We start from the raw sequence: 16,532 nt of genomic DNA, 5'->3' as shown, positions 1-16,532 counted from the left end.
CGTGCCGCCGCGGCGGCGCCCCGCCCGGAGAGCGCCACCGGGAGGTGACGGCGCGGCCCCTCACGCCCGGAAGGGCACGCGCGGAGCACTCCCACCCCCCGGGGCCGGGGGGGCCGATGGCCGATGCCATGGACCGGCGCGTGGACGCACCTCTAAGATGACCAACCATCAGGTCATGTGACCCGGACTCTTGACTCTGTACTCCTCAGTAGCGATTCTCGACGTGTTACTTGCGCGGGACATGACAATCAGGCGTCGGGGTCGTCATTCCCCCGGCGCACGGCGTCCTCGACCGCGCCCTCCGCCGAACCGAGGACGTGAGTAGTGGCCATGCACCGCCAACCGCACGCGCACCCCCAACCAGGCTCCCCACCGGACCCGCGTCCGGGACCGCACCGCCGGCGCAAACCGCTCGCGGTCCTCTCGCTGCTGCTCGGACTGCTGGCCATGGTGCTCGGGCCGGTCCCCGGCGCCTCGGCCGATGCCGGCTGGTGGAACCCCACCGCACGGCCGGCGCCGGACTCCCAGATCAACGTGACCGGCGAGCCCTTCAAGGGCACCGACGCCCAGGGCAACGTACGGGGCTTCGTCGACGCACACGACCACATCATGGCCAACGAGGGCTTCGGCGGCCGGCTGATCTGCGGTCAGGCCTTCTCCGACCTCGGGGTGGCCGACGCGCTCAAGGACTGTCCCGAGCACTATCCGGACGGCAGTCTGGCGATCTTCGACTTCGTCACCAAGGGCGGTGACGGCAAGCACGACCCCGACGGCTGGCCCACCTTCAAGGACTGGCCCGCCCACGACTCGCTGACCCACCAGCAGAACTACTACGCCTGGGTCGAGCGGGCCTGGCGCGGCGGCCAGCGCGTCCTCGTCAACGACCTCGTCACCAACGGGGTGATCTGCTCGGTCTACTTCTTCAAGGACCGCACCTGCGACGAGATGACCGCCATCCGCCTGGAGGCGAAGAAAAGCTACGACATGCAGGCCTTCGTCGACAAGATGTACGGCGGCCCCGGCAAGGGGTGGTTCCGCATCGTCACCGACTCCGCGCAGGCCCGCGAGGTCGTCAAGCAGGGGAAGCTCGCCGTCGTCCTCGGCGTCGAGACCTCCGAGCCGTTCGGCTGCAAGCAGATCCTGGACATCGCGCAGTGCAGCAAGCAGGACATCGACAAGGGCCTGGACGAGCTGTACGGGCTCGGCGTGCGCAGCATGTTCCTGTGCCACAAGTTCGACAACGCCCTGTGCGGGGTCCGCTTCGACGAGGGCGCGCTGGGAACGGCCATCAACGTCGGGCAGTTCCTGTCCACCGGGACCTTCTGGAAGACGGAGCAGTGCGCGGGCCCGCAGCACGACAACCCCATCGGGCTGGCTCCGGCGGTCGCCGCCGAGAAGAAGCTGCCGGAGGGCGTGACGGTGCCCTCGTACGCCTCGGACGCGCAGTGCAACACCCGCGGTCTCACCGAACTCGGTGACTACGCGGTGCGCGGCATGATGAAGCGCAAGATGATGCTCGAGGTCGACCACATGAGCGTGAAGGCGGCCGGCCAGGCCTTCGACATCCTCGAGAGCGAGTCGTACCCGGGCGTGATCTCCTCGCACAGCTGGATGGACCTCAACTGGACCGAGCGCCTCTACAAGCTCGGCGGTTTCGCCGCCCAGTACATGAGCGGCTCCGAGGCGTTCAGCGCGGAGGCCAAGCGGACGGACGCGCTGCGCGACAAGTACAACGTGGGCTACGGCTACGGCACCGACATGAACGGCGTCGGCGGCTGGCCCGGCCCGCGCGGCGCGAACACGCCGACGCCGGTGACCTACCCGTTCCGCAGCACCGACGGCGGTTCCCTCATCGACAAGCAGACCACCGGCCAGCGCACGTGGGACCTCAACACCGACGGCGCCTCGCACTACGGGCTGGTGCCGGACTGGATCGAGGACATCCGGCTCGTCGGCGGCCAGGGCGTGGTGGACGACCTGTTCAAGGGTGCCGAGTCCTACCTGCGCACCTGGGGCGCCTCCGAGCAGCACAAGGCCGGGGTGAACCTCGCGTCGCACAAGGCCTCCTCCGCGAGCGCCTCCGAGTGGAACCCGATCTACAACTACGCGCCCGGACAGGCCGTGGACGGCGACCGGGGCAGCCGTTGGGCGAGCGACTGGAGCGACGACCAGTGGATCCAGTTCGACCTCGGTTCCGAGAACCTGGTCAAGCGGGTCACCCTCGAGTGGGAGCGCGCGTACGGGAAGTCGTACCGCATCGAGGTCTCCACGGACGGCGCGAACTGGCAGACGGCCTGGTCCACGACGACCGGTGACGGCGGCCTGGACACGGCGCAGTTCGCGGGTGTCCCGGCCCGGTACGTACGTGTCCACGGAACGGGACGCGGCACGCAGTGGGGTTACTCGCTGTACGAAGTCGGTGTATACAGCAGCTGACGGCGTCGAGGGGATGCCCGGGAGCCGGCAGGCTCCCGGGCATCCCCTTCGGGGCAGCAAGGGAACGAGGGGAAACCGCACATGGCACGGATGCCGTTGACCGACCGGCGCAGACAGCTGACGGAGGCGGCGATCCGCGCGATGAGCCGCGACGGGGTGTCCAGGACGACGACCCGCTCCATCGCCGCCGAGGCGGGCGTGTCACTGAGCGTCTTCCACTACTGCTTCGATTCCAAGCAGGCGCTGCTGGAGTCGGTCATCGAGACGATCACCGGGCACTACGTCACGATCGTGAAGGCCGTGATCGTGCCCAGGGACACCCTCCGCGAGACCGTCCGGGCCGGCTTCCAGGCCTACTGGGACCACGTGGTGGCCAGCCCCGGCGAGCACATGCTCACCTACGAGCTCACCCAGTACGCGCTGCGGCAGCCCGGGTTCGAGCACCTGGCGCGCCGGCAGTACGAGCTGTACTGCGAGACGTACGCCGAGCTGATCGAGGAGCTGCGGCGGATCACACCGTTCGAACTCACCGTGCCCGTCTCCGTGCTGGCCCGCTATCTGGCGGCCATGACGGACGGGGTGACGCTGAACTTCCTCGCCGTCGGCGACGAGAAGGCGGCCGCCGGGATCCTCGACATGATCGCCGACCACGTGGCCGGACTCGTCCGCGCGGACTGACGGCGGCCGCCGCCGTGCCCGCGGGGAACGCTCTCCTCCCGGCCCGGGCCGCGGCCCCGGCCTTCCGGCCCGCCCCGAGGGCTCAGTCCAGGGCCGGGTGGACTTCCGGATGCTCGTCCCACCAGGCCCGGTGGAAGGGGTTGTTGTCCACATTGGCCAGGTACGCACGGGCGGCGGAGAGGTAGAAGAGCTCCGCCTGGTGGGCCGAGACCGTGGACCGGTTCCAGGCGAGCCGGATGCGTCCCGTGATGGGCGCACCGATCAGGGGGCGCATCACCGTCCCCGCCACGGCCGGCGCGGTGGGCTGGCTGAGGGCGACGACACGGCCGGCGGAGATCAGGTCGTACTGCATCATCCGGTCGGTGATCCGGTAGCGCAGCGACGGCGTGAACCCGGCCTTGGCGCAGGCTTCGACGAGCGCCTCGGGGCCGCCGTCGTCGTCCTCCACCAGCGTCATCCACTGCTCGTCGGCGAGGTCGGCCAGGTCGATCGCCTCGAGCCGGGCCAGCGCGTGGCGTGCGGACATCCGGATGCAGAAGGGCTCCTTGGGGACCAGGGTCCGGGCCAGGACGCCCGCGGGCAGCGGGACCTCGTGGTCGTTCACCTCTCCGTAGACGATCACGTCGTAGCGGCCCGCGCCGAGCATCCGGACCAGCGCCGTCACCGAGTCCTCCAGGTCCACGGTGATCTCCCGGCCGGCCAGGGCCAGGTCCTGCCGTGCGATGAGTCCGTCGATCAGCACGAGCAGGATGCAGCCCAGGCGCAGTGGGGCGTCGGTCGTACGGGCGCGCGTCTCGGCTCCGAGCGCGTCCATCTCGCTGAGTACCCGCCGGGCTTTGGCCAGGACGAACTGACCGAGCGGGGTGGGCTCGACCCCGCGCCGGCCACGGACGAAGAGCTCGCCCCCGGTGACCCGTTCGATCCTGCGCAGCTGTGCGGAGAGCGCCGGCTGGGAGACCCCCAGCATCCGTGCCGCGCCCCCCAGGCTGCCGGTCTCCGCTATCTGGCAGACGGCTTGCAGATGTCTCAACTCCAGCTGCATCCGGGCAGCTTACGCAGCGTCATGCGCCCGCACCATAACGCCGGTCTTATGCGCGCAGGGATGTCCCGATCTCATCATGGACACGCCCATACTCAGCCGCGAGCAGCCAGATTCTCATCCCCTTCTCACCCCCCACACGATCGGAGTGGACTCTTGCAGCCCACCAGATGGATGGCCTTCGTCGCGGCCATGGCGTTGACCACGGGCCTCGCGGGCACCGTGGCCGGCGCCGCTTCCGCCAGCCAGGTGTCCGGCCCGGCCCCCGCCCCGACCCCTGCCGAACGGGCGGTCGCCGCGGCGGACGCGGCGGTACGCAGCGGCCTCGACACCTTGGTCAACTCCCCCGAGCAGCAGTACGACCGGCGCCTGGTCACCCCCTGGGTGCAGGACCTGTACTCCGTCGCCTACGAGCGCAGCTACCGCGGCCTGCCGGTCGTCGGCGGTGACGCGGTGGTCCTCGCCGACGGCGAGGGCCGGGTCCGCGCCGTCCAGTCGGCCTCCTCGACCGTCATCGACGTGGCGACCGCCCCGTCGGTGTCGGCGCGCGCTGCCGAGAGCACCTCGCGCGGCGAGCTGTTCAAGACCGAGCAGGTGGCGCAGAGCGGCCGGCTCGTCGTCAAGCTCAAGGACGACAAGCCCGTCCTCGCCTGGGAGACCGTGCTGGTCGGCCGGACCCGTACGGCGCCCAGCAAGCTGCACGTCTTCGTGGACGCGCGCACCGGCAAGGTCCTCGACCGCTTCGACGAGGTGGTCGCGGGCAGCGGCAACAGCAAGTGGAACGGCCCGAACCCGCTGACCATCGACACCACCGCCTCCGGTGGCACGTACTCCCTGCGCGACCCGAACCGGACCGGTCTGAGCTGCGCCGACTACAGCTCCGGCACGGTCTTCTCGAAGTCTTCGGACTCCTGGGGCACCGGCAACCCGACCTCCAAGGAGACCGGCTGCACGGACCTCATGTTCGCGGCCCAGAAGCAGTGGGACATGCTGAGCCAGTGGCTCGGCCGCAACGGTGTCAGCGGCAACGGCCGCAGCTTCCCGGGCAAGGTCGGCCTCGGCGACCTGAACGCGTACTGGGACGGCAGCTCGGTGACCATCGGGCACAACCAGTCCAACGAGTGGATCGCCGGCGTGGACGTGGTGGCCCACGAGTACGGGCACGCCATCGACTCCAACACCCCCGGCGGCACCAGCGGCCAGGAGGCCGGGCTCGGCGAGGCCACCGGTGACATCTTCGGCGCCCTGACCGAGGCCTTCATCAACCAGCCGTCGCCGTACGACACCCCGGACTACCTCGTCGGCGAGATGATCAACCTCGTCGGCAGCGGTCCGATCCGCAACATGTACAACCCGCCGGCCGTCAACAACGACCCGGCCTGCTACAGCTCCTCGATACCGGGGACCGAGGTGCACGCCGCCGCGGGTCCGCTGAACCACTGGTTCTACCTGCTCGCCGAGGGCACCAGCCCGGGCGGCGGCAAGCCGAACAGCAGCACCTGCAACCAGTCCACGCTGACCGGGGTGGGCGCGCAGAACGCCGGCAAGATCTTCTACGGCGGCATGCTCCTGAAGACCTCGAGCATGTCCTACAAGAAGTACCGCACGGCGACGCTGAGTTCCGCCAAGTCGCTGGACACCACCTGCGACCTCTTCAACAAGACCAAGGGCGCCTGGGACGCCATCAGCGTGCCCGCCCAGTCGGCCGACCCGACCTGCACCCCCAGCGGCCAGAACAGCGACTTCTCGCTGGCGTTGAACCCGTCCTCGGGCACCGTCCAGCAGGGCGCCTCGGTCACCACCACCGTCGCCACCGCGATCTCCACGGGTACCGCCCAGCAGGTGACCCTCACCGCGTCCGGCCTGCCGGCCGGGGTGAGCGCCTCCTTCAGCCCGGCCACCGTGCAGTCCGGCCAGTCCTCGACGCTGACCCTGACCGCCTCGTCCAGCGCGGCGCCCGGGCCCTCCACCGTCGTCGTCAAGGGCCAGGGCGCCAGCCTCTCGCACACCGTCGACTACGCGCTGACCGTCGGCGGCACCCCGCCCACCCCGGGCGCGCCGAACATCGACGTGGCGGCCGTGCAGGCCCACCTGACCCAGCTGAACACGATCGCCTCGCAGAACGGCGGCAACCGTCGTGCGGGCAGCGCCGGTTACACGCAGTCCGTGGCGTACGTGAAGGGCAAGCTGCAGGCCGCGGGCTTCACGGTCACCGAGCAGAACTGCTCCTCCTGCACCTACCCGTCGAGCAACCTGATCGCGGACTGGCCCGGCGGCCCCGCCGACCAGACGATCATGTTCGGCTCGCACCTCGACAGCGTCTCGGCGGGTCCGGGCATCAACGACAACGGCTCGGGCTCCGCGACCCTGCTGGAGAACGCGCTGGTCCTCGCCCAGAAGAACCCGACGATGACCAAGCACGTGCGCTTCGCCTGGTGGACGGACGAGGAGCAGGGCCTGAACGGCTCCGAGTTCTACGTCAACCAGCTCAGCAGCACGCAGAAGTCGGCCATCAAGGCCTACTACAACTTCGACATGGTCGGCTCGACCAACGGCGGCTACTTCATCAACAACGTCAACTCCACCGCCGCCGCGCCGCTCAAGGCCTACTGGACCTCGCTGAACCTCGCCCCCGAGGAGAACGTCGAGGGCCAGGGCCGCAGTGACGACTACTCCTTCCAGCAGGGCGGCATCCCCACCTCCGGCTACGCGGCCGGCGCCAGCGCCCGCAAGACCTCGGCCCAGGCGGCGAAGTGGGGCGGCACCGCGAACGCGGCGTACGACTCCTGCTACCACAGCTCCTGCGACACCACGAACAACATCAGCCCGACCGTCCTCGACCGCAGTGCCGACGGCGTCGCCTACACGATCTGGAACCAGGCCGTCGGCGGGACCACCCCCGGCCCCGACTTCTCGATCAGCGCCTCCCCGGCCACCGGCAGCGCGAACCCGGGCGGCAGCACCACCTCCACCATCAACACCGCCACCGTCAGCGGGGCCGCCCAGACCGTCGCCCTGTCGGTGACCGGCGCCCCGGCCGGGACGACGGCGACCCTCAGCCCCACCTCGGTCCAGTCCGGCAGCTCCTCGACGCTGTCCGTACAGGTCGGCGCGAACACCGCGCCCGGCACGTACACCCTGACGGTCACCGGCACGGGCTCCGTCAGCCACACCACCACCTACTCCCTGATGGTCGGGGGCGGCGGCACCTGCACCCCGCGCCAGCTCGTCTCCAACGGCGGCTTCGAGAGCGGCGCCAGCCCCTGGACGGCCACCTCGGGCGTCATCACCAACCAGGCCGGCCAGACCCCGCACGGGGGCTCGTACAAGGCCTGGCTGGACGGCTACGGCCAGACCCACACGGACAGCGCCTCGCAGTCGGTGACCATCCCGACCGGCTGCACCTCCTACCAGCTCGGCTTCTACCTGCACATCGACACCGACGAGACCGAGAACACCGTCTACGACACCTTCACGGTCTCGGTCGGCGGCCAGACGCTGGACACCCTGTCCAACGTGAACGCGACCTCCGGCTACCAGCTCAGGACGTACGACGTCTCCCGCTTCGCCGGCCAGAGCGTCACCCTGAAGTTCCAGGGCGTGGAGGACCCGTCCCTCCAGACGTCCTTCGTGGTGGACGACGTCACCCTCCAGGTGAGCTGACGACCCCGGCACCCTGAGTCCCCTCGGGCGGCATCCGCTCCGGCCACACGGCCGGAGCGGGTGCCGCCCGGCCGTGTGCGGTGTATGCAGGAGGCATGGACCTCTCCGCGCCGCGCCCACGCACCAGCCGGTTCCGGGACTCGCGCGCGGTACTCCTCGCGGTCCCGTTCACCCTGATCGCCGCCGTGACGGTCGTGGACGTCCTGGCACCGCCGGACGTCCACCTGGGCCCCTTCCTGGTCGCCGCCCCCGCGCTCACCGCCTCCTTCGCCGGGCCCCGGACCACCGCGTTCGTCGGCGCCGTGGCCGTGCTCGCGCAGGTGTCGGTGGCCATCGCGCGGACCTCCCTCACCGACCTCAACCACACCTTCCAGATCATCGCGCTGATCCTGATCTCGGTCTTCGTCACCTTCTTCGCCCATCTGCGCCAGACCCACGAGGAGCAGCTCACCCGGCTGCGTTCGGTGGCGGTCGCGGCGCAGCAGGTGGTCCTGCGCCCGCTGCGCGAGAGGATGGGCCCGCTGCGGATCGCCTCCGTGTACCTGGCTGCCGAGGCGGAGGCCCAGATCGGCGGCGATCTGTACGCGGCCGCCCGCACCGCCGACAGCAGCCGGCTGATCATCGGCGACGTCCGCGGGAAGGGGCTGGAGGCGGTCGGGGACGCCGCGATCGTCCTGGGCGCGTTCCGGGCCGCCGCCCATCTGGCTGCGGACCTGCCCGGGCTCGCGGCCCATCTGGAGGCCGCCGTGGCCGCCGACCCCGACCGGGGCGCGGACGGCCCCGGGAGCCCGGAGGAGGGCTTCACCACCGCGGCCGTGCTGGACATCCCCGACGCGGAGCCCGTCCTGCGGCTCGTCAGCTGCGGGCACCCGCCGCCCCTGCTACTGCGCGGCGGCCGCGTCGTGCCCCTCCTGGTGCACCATCCGGCGCCGCCGCTGGGTCTCTCGGAGTTCGTGGACTCCGGCTTCGCCGCACAGGCCTTCGCCTTCGAGCCGGGCGACGTCGTCCTCCTGTACACGGACGGCGTCAGCGAGGCGCGCGACGCCTCGGGCACCTTCTTCGCCCTGCCGGAGCGGGCCGCGCAATGGCCCGGCGGCGGTCCGGACGCGCTGCTGCGCCACCTCTGCGAGCACCTCCTCGCCCACACGCCGGGCGGCCGGCTCGGCGACGACGCCGCGATGGTGGCCATCGAACGCGTCGGCGGTCAGCCGCCGTCGCGGACCGCGACGATGCCGTTGAAGACGCCCACGTAGGCCGTGCCGTCGGGGCCGAGGGTGATCGGGGCCCAGTTGTTGTCGTACAGCGGGCCCGTGCCCGTCAGCTGCCGCCAGCGGCGCTCGCCGGTACGGAAGTCCACCGCCGTCAGGTACCAGGCGTCGATCCCCCAGTAGTTCGGCTCCTTCTCGTAGAAGTAGAGCAGCCCGTTCGCGGTGGAGAGCTTCGGGACGACGGAGGGCGAGCGGATCGCGCTCTGCCAGACCGTGTCGCAGCCGCTGCCGTCGGCGCGGACGTCGATGCGGCTGACGCCGCCGACGACCGACCTCCCGAGGACCAGCGACGTGACGTTCTCGTAGCCGTAGTTGTTCTCGACGACGATGCTGTTGCCCCAGGTGATCAGGGAGTTGTCGGTGGTGGAGGCACCCGGTCCGAAGACCGGGACCTTGCACACCAGCCGCTGGTCGGCGGGCACGTCGACACCGCGCTTGTAGACCAGGACGTTCATCCGGTCGTCGGCGTTGTCGGTGATCGCGACGTAGCCGTCGCCGAAGAGGTCCGGAGTGGTGCCCGAACCCTGGTTCACCGAGCCGGGCTTGGCCCCCGTACCCCGGTCGTAGGCCTCGCGCCACTGCACCGCGGGAACGCCGTCGTCGCCCGCCCGGAAGCTGTAGAGCGCGTGGTCGGTGACGATGGAGACGCCGTCCTCGGCGACCGAGAAGGAGTTCTGGATCTCCTCCCCCGCCAGCCGGACCGAGCGGATCCGCGAGGTCGCCGGATCCACGGTGCCGACGCGGCCCTGGCGGGTGACCCACCAGATGCGGCCGCTCCAGTCGGGCATCACCGAGGTGACGGGATCACAAGTTCCGGTGGGCCACAGGTTGGTCCAGTCGACGCAGTCGTGCGGGACCTGGCCGGTGAGGTCCCAGTCGTCGTCGACCCTGAACCGCCAGCCGCCGTCGGCACTGTCGGGGTCCGGGACGTGTGAGAGGCGCAGGATGTGCTGACGGGAGTCGGCCAGCACCGCCCGGTCCTGGTCGTCCAGGTAGAAGTAGGCGCCGCCCGAGGTGTCCTTGAAGATCTTCGAGAAGTCCAGCGAGGTGATCGCCTGGACCGTCGAGGAGCGCTGCGGGAGCTGGTACTCCGCGAGCGTGGCGAGCGTACGGGGCTCCAGCAGTTTGACCTTGAAGCCGCCGAAGGTGCCGCACACGGTGACCAGCCGGCCGGCCGAGTCGAAGGTGGCGGTCGCGCACTCGCCGCCGAGGGCGGCGATCTTCTCGCTGGTCACCCGCGGGTTCTTGCCGAGCGGCCCTGACCAGGGGGAGGTGGCGCTGCCGGCCGCGTCGGAGTGCATGCCGCTGCGGCCGTTGGGCGCGAGGAAGGGATGCTGTGGCGGGGCTTCCCCGGGCAGCGGGGCGGCGGCCACGGGGCCGCCGTCGTAGTGGCTGACCAGGCGGTGGCCGGGGGCCTGGGGTATCTCCTCGGCGGCGGCCGGCGGGACGCCGTACATCACCGCGCATGCGGCGAGGGCCGGCACCACGGCGCAGTTCAGCAGTCTTCGGAACATCCGGGCTTCTCCCGTCGTCTGGGCCTCTGTTGACAGTGCGTATGACATCGCGCCGCGGCCAGACGCTAGATCGCGCTGCCTGAGGAGTCCATGGAGGAGCCGGATGATTCACGAAGGCGCAACAGTGGGTCGGCGCGCGGGACGACACGCCTAGGGCCTGAAGCCCCCGACCACGCCGGCCGTGGCCGAGAAGCCGTTGTGGATGGTCGCGGCCAGGCTGCTGCTCGCGAGGTAGAAGCCGAGCAGGACGCAGACGAGCGCGTGCGACAGCTTGAGGCCGCCGCCGCGCATGAAGATCCACGCGAGGACGAGGAGCAGGACGACGACGGAGAGGGAGATCACCATCGGAACACCTCCTTACGCCGCGCCATGGTGGCGCAGGAGGGGGGCTCCGAACGCGAAACTCGTGTCCGCCAAACGGGTGTTGACCGTCCGTGACCGGCGCCCGGTCCTCGACGACCTCCTCCCGGCGGACCGTTCACCCCCACCGGCGACCGAGCGGGGCGGGGCCGTGGCGCCCGCCGGGCGGCCGGCCCGCGCCGAGGCCGACCCCTCCACCGACGCGGTGACCGTGGACGCCAAGTCGACTCCTCGTGGTGCCGGTTGGACCGGCGGCGGATCCGCGAGCGCGATCGGCGCGGCGGGCACGAGAGCGGCAGAAGACGAACGCACGGGTCTTGCCCGGCCGCCGCGCGGCATGCCATATATGTCTAGACCTTTACGAGGAGCCGGGAGAGCCGGAGGAAGAGGGCACCCGCCGTGCGCGACCCCGCAGCAAGCCCCGCACGGGCGTCCGTACGACCCACGGCGTGGCCCGCCGCGGGGCCCGCCGCGGGGCCGGCCGCCCGCCGGGCGCCGCTCGCCGCCCTGCCCCTGGCACTGGCCCTCGCGGCGGCCGCCCTGACGGCGTGCTCCTCCGCCGACACCACTCCCCCGCCCGCGCCCGGCGGCCTCACCGCCCAGGCGGGCAGCGCCACTTCGGTCCACGTGATGTGGAGCTCTCCCGCGCCCGCCGACGCGGTGGCCGCCTTCCTGGTGTTCCAGTCGGACCGCCTGGTCCGGGAGCTTCCCGCCGACAGGACGATGGTGGACATCACCGGCCTCACCCCGCAGACCGCCTACGGCTTCACCGTCCGGGCCCGGGACACCGCCGGGAACACCTCGCCGCCCAGCGCCGCCGCATCGGCCACCACCCCGGCCGCCAAGGCCGAGGACCACGAGGCCCCGGCGGCCCCGCCCCGTGCGGCGGGCCGTGCCCTCGGGCCCACCTCGGCCCAGCTGACCTGGGCCGCCGCCTCCGACGACACGGGCGTCACCGCGTACGACGTCTACCAGGGCGCCGCCCGGATCCACACCGTCGGCCCCGGGGTGACGGAGACGGCCCTGGAGGGCCTGCAGCCCGACACCGCCTACACCTTCACCGTGCGGGCCCGGGACGGCGCAGACAACTCCTCCCCCGACGGCCCCCCGGTGGACGTGACCACCCCGGCCGGTCCGGGGCAGCGGCCGGACACCGCTCCCGCCGAGTTCACCGCCGTCGCCTCGGCGGGCGCGGTCACCCTGTCGTGGACCGCCCCGCCGACGGGGCGGGAGACGAACGAGTACGAGCTCCACGTCAACGGGCGGCCCACCACCGTCATCCAGTTCGGCGCGGGCGCGGTCCCGGCGGGCCGGGCCGAGCACCGCCTCGAGGTCACCGAACCCGTCGGTACCGTATGGACGGTGAAACTGCGGGCCCGGCTGCCCGACGGCACCTGGGGGGCCTTCTCCGCGGAACGGCGGATCACGCTCGTCCAGTCGGCCGCCACCCCGCCGATCTGACCCAACGGCACTGCGGAGAACGAACTTCGCGCACAATACAAGCGTGTTCGGTGAGTACTCGATCAACAACAATCAGCCAGATTCCTCCGGTGGCGGCACTGAGCCAGACTCTGGCGCCGTGCCGGGAAACCTGCCGCCGGAGACGGCGAGCTTCGTGGGCCGCGAGCGTGAACTCGGCCTGCTGCGCGAACTGCTGGGCGAGCAGAGACTCGTCACCCTCACGGGCGTCGGCGGCGTCGGCAAGTCCAGGCTGGCCCTGCGCGCCGTCGCGGACTCGCACCGGCGCCCTCGCGACGGCGTCTGGTGGGTCGAGCTCTCCCCGCTGCGCGACGCCGACCTCCTCACCACCACCGTCGCGCACGCCATCGGCCTCGCCGACCGGTCCCCGCACCCCCTCGACGAGGAACTGTGCGCCTGGATGGCCGACAAGGAACTCCTGATCGTCCTCGACACCTGCGAGCACCTGGTGGCCGCTTGCCGCCACCTCGTGGGTGAACTCCTGCAGTCCGCACCCGGGCTGACGGTGCTCGTCACCTCGCGTGAGCCGCTCGGCTGCCCCGGCGAGCAGGTGGTCGAGGTCAGCCCCCTGCCGTGCGACGGACCCGCCAGCGACGCCCTCACCCTCTTCCGGGCCCGCGCCCTCGCCGCCACCCCGGACGCCGAGGCCGCCTTCGCGGACCCGGACCGGGCGGCCGTCGCCGCGGAGGTGTGCCGCCGCCTCGACGGGATCCCGCTCGCCCTCGAACTGGCCGGTGCCCGGATGCGGTTGTGGACCCTGGAGCAGATGGCGGAACGCCTCGGCGTCCGCTTCGACCTGCTGTCCGACACCTCCGCGTCCTGCCTGCCCCGGCACCAGACCATGCGGACCGCGATCGGCTGGAGCCACGAGCTCTGCGAGCCCCTGGAACGGCTGCTGTGGGCCCGTCTCTCGGTCTTCACCGGCGACTTCGACATCGCCGCGGCCCGTGCGGTCTGCTCGGGCGGCCCGCTGCCCGCGGTGCGCGTGGAGCGGGTGCTCGCGGGCCTGGTCGCCAAATCCGTGGTGCGGAGCAGCCAGGAACGCGGCGCGGGAGCCCGCTACCGGATGCTCGACACGATCCGCGAGTACGGCCAGGACTGGCTGGCGGAACTCGGCGAGGTACGGGTCCTCGCCGACCGGCACGCCCACTGGTACGCGGCGCTCTCCCAGGCCGCCGACCGGGACTGGATGAGCCCCTCCCAGGTGGACTGGTACCGCAGGATGACCGCGGAGCACGCGCAGCTGCGCACCGCCCTGGAGCACCTGCTCGGTTCGGACCCCACGGCGGCCCTGGAGACGGCCGGGGCGCTGTGGTTCTTCTGGTTCTCGTGCGGACACGCCCACGAGGGCCGGGCCTTCCTGGAACGGGCCCTGAGCAAGGCCCCCGCGCCCGCGGGAGCCCCGTACGCCCAGGCGCAATGGGCGCTGGGGCTCACCGCGCTGCTCCAGGGCGAGCTGGACACGGCCGAGGCGTTCGGCGAGGAGTGCACCCGCTCCGCGGCGGCCCTGGCCGACCCGGAGCCGGAGCTGCGCGCCGCCTACCTGCACGCGGTGGCCGTGCTGATGCCCGGCGATCCCCTGCGGGCCCTCACGCTCGCCGGCCCCCGGGCCCGCGCGGGCCACGGCGGCCGGCCCACGGGGGCGGGCTGGCTGCTGTGCCGGCTGGCCACCGGCTACGCCCTGTGCGAGCTCGGGCGCTTCCAGGAGGCCATGCGGGAGGCCCAGGGCCTGCGCGAGGCGTGCGCCGAACTGGGCGAGCGCTGGCTGCGGGCGTACGCGGACTACATCCTGGCCGTCGCGTCCTTCAAGCTCGGACACCACGGGGAGGCGGCCCGGCACGCGCGGGCGATGCTGTCGGGCAAACGGCTGCTGGGCGACCGCATCGGTATCGCGCTCGGCCTCGACCTGCTCGCGGCGGCGGTGGCGGCCATGGGCGACGGCGAACTGGCGGCGCGGCTGCTGGGCACGGGGCACGCCTGGTGGCGCACGGTGGGCAGGCCCCAGATGGGGTCGCCCTCACTGACGGCGCTGCGCGACGAGGGCGAACGGCAGGCCAGGGCGGCCATCGGCGACGAGGCGTACGAGAGCGCCTTCCTGGGGGGCGCTGCCGCGCCCACCGGCTGAGGCTCCGCCGATGGGCGTCGAGGATCCGGCGTCGGGGCTCCCGTCAGTACGGGAGGGGCCTTCCCGACGGTGTGCGCAGGTCCAGGTCTCGGGGTGCGGGCTTGGGGACGGGCTTGCGGATCAGCTGCTGGCGCATGCTGCCTCCTCGCTCAGACCAGGGCCGGGCGGCGGGGTTCCACCGTTCGGCCGTCGGGGAGCAGTTCGCCGGTGTCGTCGAACACCACGGCGCCGTTGCAGAGCAGGTTCCAGCCTTGTTCAGGGTGGAAGGCCACGGTGCGGGCGGCGTCGTGATCGGCGCTGTCGGCGGTCGGGCAGGGGGGCTGGTGGGAGCACATGGCGCACCTCCTCGCAGAGTGGGGCGGGAGGGCCGGTGGTCACCCGGTCGAATCCGCGATCCACAGTGGCGGTGAGTATTGCCGATCGCCACCCCTGGGCGGAACCCATATTCACCGTCCAGTTCAGGGTGTGTATGCCCGATTACCATGCGCTCATGCCCGCTATCCGGATCATTCGCCGAACTTCTCTCGCACCCTCCGAAGCGTGGCGGCGGCTGACGGACTGGGAGCGCCACGGGGAGCAGGTCCCGCTCACCCGGACGACCGTCGAGACCGCTCCTCCCACGCACGTCGGAACGCGGTTCACCGCACGTACGGGCGTGGCCGGGATCACGTTCGACGACCCGATGGAAGTCACGCTCTGGCGGCCCCCGGGCGGCGCCTCGGCCGGGCTGGTCCGCCTCGTCAAGCGCGGCCACGTGGTCCGCGGCTGGGCGGAGATCGAGGTCCGCCCCTCGCCCGGCGGCTGCGAGGCCGAGTGGCGCGAGGAGCTGAGCCTGCGGGGCCTGCCCCGCCTCTGCGACCCGGTCACGGCGGCCGCGGCGCGTTTCCTCTTCGGCCGCGCGATGGCCCGCCTGCTGCGGCCCTGACGCCTGCGCCCCCTGGCGCCTGCGCCCTGACGCTGCGCCCCCTGACGCCTGCGGCACGGCGCTGCACCGCCGTCGCGGCCCCCTGCGGCGCCGCGACGGGCCGCCCGCCGCGGCCTCCGGGCCCGCGGCTATATTTCTGCCGTCGCCGCATCCGGTGATCATCGCGAGTCCGAGGGGGATCTCCGTGGCCACGCCGCCACCTCCGCAGCCGGGCGCCGGCCCGCAGTCCGCAGGGCCCTACGGTCCCTACGCCGCGGCGCAGCCGCCACCCGGACCGGGAACGGCTCCGGGCGGCCCGTACGCCCCGCCGCCGTCCGCGGGGCCGCGAGGGCAGGCCACGCCCGCGCAGCAGGGGCCGTACGGATCCTGGTCCGCGCCGCAGCCCTCCTACGGCCACCTCGGGTGCCGCATCTGCGGGGCGCGGCCGGCCGCCGAAGCGACCGTGCGCGGCCACCAGGGCATGATCGTGCTGATGCGCTTCCTGAGCCTGCGCGGACCGTTCTGCCGCGACTGCGGGCTCGCCACCTACCGCCGCATGTCCTCGGACACCTTGTGGCAGGGCTGGTGGGGTCCGCTGTCGCTGTTCATCACGCCGGTCACGGTGCTGGTCAACCTCGGCCCGCGGGCGGCCTTCCGCCGGCTCGGGCCCCCGGAGGGCGGCTTCCGGCCCGCGCTCGACCCGGGCAGGCCGCTGCGCCGCCGCCCGGTCGCCCTGCTGCTGGTCGCGCCCGTGCTGCTGGTCGTCCTCGGCGTCCTGGCCCTGATCGCCATCGGCCTGCTGGCGGGCGACGACGATCCGCTGACGCTGTCCCCGGGACAGTGCGTGCGCAACGCGGGCACGGTGCGGGACCAGAAGCTCGTGGTCGTGGACTGCGGCTCGCCCCGCGCCGAGTACCGCGTCGACAAGCTGCTGGACGGCGACCGTCCCTGCGTCCCGGGCGCCTACCTCGCCTCCCCCGAGTACGGCCCCGGCGGTTACGGCCTGTCCTGCCTGACGCCGCTGCGCGCCCGCTGACGCGCGACGCCGGCGCCCCCGGTACGCCGT

Annotated in this window: 12 protein-coding genes; 8 read left to right on the top strand and 4 right to left on the bottom strand. The window is 72.2% G+C overall.

Annotation, left to right across the window (positions count from 1 at the left end):
* Positions 1 to 447 precede the first annotated feature (447 nt).
* Both ABZY44_RS14900 and ABZY44_RS14895 read left to right on the top strand, forming a co-directional pair.
* Positions 448 to 2,436 (top strand): discoidin domain-containing protein, encoded by a 1,989-nt coding sequence (locus ABZY44_RS14900; protein WP_356653643.1) that lies wholly within the window; start codon positions 448 to 450, stop codon positions 2,434 to 2,436.
* A gap of 81 nt (positions 2,437 to 2,517) precedes the next feature.
* On the top strand, positions 2,518 to 3,114 hold the full coding sequence (locus ABZY44_RS14895) for a TetR family transcriptional regulator (RefSeq protein WP_356653629.1): 597 nt from the start codon (positions 2,518 to 2,520) through the stop codon (positions 3,112 to 3,114).
* A gap of 82 nt (positions 3,115 to 3,196) precedes the next feature.
* Here ABZY44_RS14895 and ABZY44_RS14890 read toward each other — a convergent pair whose 3' ends face one another.
* Positions 3,197 to 4,156 carry a LysR family transcriptional regulator gene (locus ABZY44_RS14890; RefSeq protein ID WP_356653627.1) on the bottom strand — a complete coding sequence of 320 codons (960 nt, stop codon included), beginning with the start codon at positions 4,154 to 4,156 and terminating at the stop codon, positions 3,197 to 3,199.
* A 171-nt stretch (positions 4,157 to 4,327) separates the two neighbouring features.
* On the opposite strand from ABZY44_RS14890, the gene ABZY44_RS14885 reads away from it, so the two are divergent.
* Together ABZY44_RS14885 and ABZY44_RS14880 are read left to right on the top strand one after the other, a co-directional pair.
* Complete coding sequence (locus ABZY44_RS14885; RefSeq protein ID WP_356653641.1) at positions 4,328 to 7,816, top strand: M28 family peptidase; 3,489 nt, start codon at positions 4,328 to 4,330, stop codon at positions 7,814 to 7,816.
* Positions 7,817 to 7,911: 95 nt separating this feature from the next.
* Entirely contained in the window at positions 7,912 to 9,069 is a 1,158-nt protein-coding gene (locus ABZY44_RS14880) for a PP2C family protein-serine/threonine phosphatase (RefSeq protein ID WP_356653625.1), read from the top strand.
* On the opposite strand, the gene ABZY44_RS14875 is transcribed toward ABZY44_RS14880, so the two are convergent.
* Complete coding sequence (locus ABZY44_RS14875; RefSeq protein WP_356653639.1) at positions 9,021 to 10,541, bottom strand: hypothetical protein; 1,521 nt, start codon at positions 10,539 to 10,541, stop codon at positions 9,021 to 9,023. The two genes, ABZY44_RS14880 and ABZY44_RS14875, sit on opposite strands and share 49 nt — an antisense overlap.
* A gap of 207 nt (positions 10,542 to 10,748) precedes the next feature.
* Positions 10,749 to 10,943, bottom strand: a complete 195-nt coding sequence (locus ABZY44_RS14870; protein ID WP_356653623.1) for a hypothetical protein — start codon at positions 10,941 to 10,943, stop codon at positions 10,749 to 10,751.
* 414 nt (positions 10,944 to 11,357) lie between these two features.
* Between ABZY44_RS14870 and ABZY44_RS14865 the strand changes: the two genes are divergently transcribed.
* Both ABZY44_RS14865 and ABZY44_RS14860 read left to right on the top strand, forming a co-directional pair.
* On the top strand, positions 11,358 to 12,419 hold the full coding sequence (locus tag ABZY44_RS14865) for a fibronectin type III domain-containing protein (protein ID WP_356653621.1): 1,062 nt from the start codon (positions 11,358 to 11,360) through the stop codon (positions 12,417 to 12,419).
* Positions 12,420 to 12,537: 118 nt separating this feature from the next.
* Complete coding sequence (locus tag ABZY44_RS14860) at positions 12,538 to 14,562, top strand: NB-ARC domain-containing protein (protein WP_356653619.1); 2,025 nt, start codon at positions 12,538 to 12,540, stop codon at positions 14,560 to 14,562.
* Between the two features lie 149 nt (positions 14,563 to 14,711).
* On the opposite strand, the gene ABZY44_RS14855 is transcribed toward ABZY44_RS14860, so the two are convergent.
* A complete protein-coding gene (locus ABZY44_RS14855; RefSeq protein WP_356653617.1) occupies positions 14,712 to 14,897 on the bottom strand; it encodes a DUF5999 family protein in 186 nt (61 codons plus the stop codon).
* Positions 14,898 to 15,052: 155 nt separating this feature from the next.
* On the opposite strand from ABZY44_RS14855, the gene ABZY44_RS14850 reads away from it, so the two are divergent.
* Both ABZY44_RS14850 and ABZY44_RS14845 read left to right on the top strand, forming a co-directional pair.
* The gene (locus ABZY44_RS14850) at positions 15,053 to 15,487 is read left to right on the top strand and encodes an SRPBCC family protein (RefSeq protein WP_356653615.1); all 435 of its coding nucleotides are present in this window, start codon (positions 15,053 to 15,055) and stop codon (positions 15,485 to 15,487) included.
* A gap of 184 nt (positions 15,488 to 15,671) precedes the next feature.
* The gene (locus ABZY44_RS14845) at positions 15,672 to 16,502 is read left to right on the top strand and encodes a hypothetical protein (RefSeq protein ID WP_356653613.1); all 831 of its coding nucleotides are present in this window, start codon (positions 15,672 to 15,674) and stop codon (positions 16,500 to 16,502) included.
* Positions 16,503 to 16,532 lie beyond the last annotated feature (30 nt).

Source organism: Streptomyces sp. NPDC006544, from assembly GCF_040611715.1.
In the GTDB taxonomy this organism is placed as follows: Bacteria; Actinomycetota; Actinomycetes; order Streptomycetales; family Streptomycetaceae; genus Streptomyces.
Note: the sequence above shows the minus strand (reverse complement) of the source record. Positions and strands in the feature narration are given on the sequence as shown.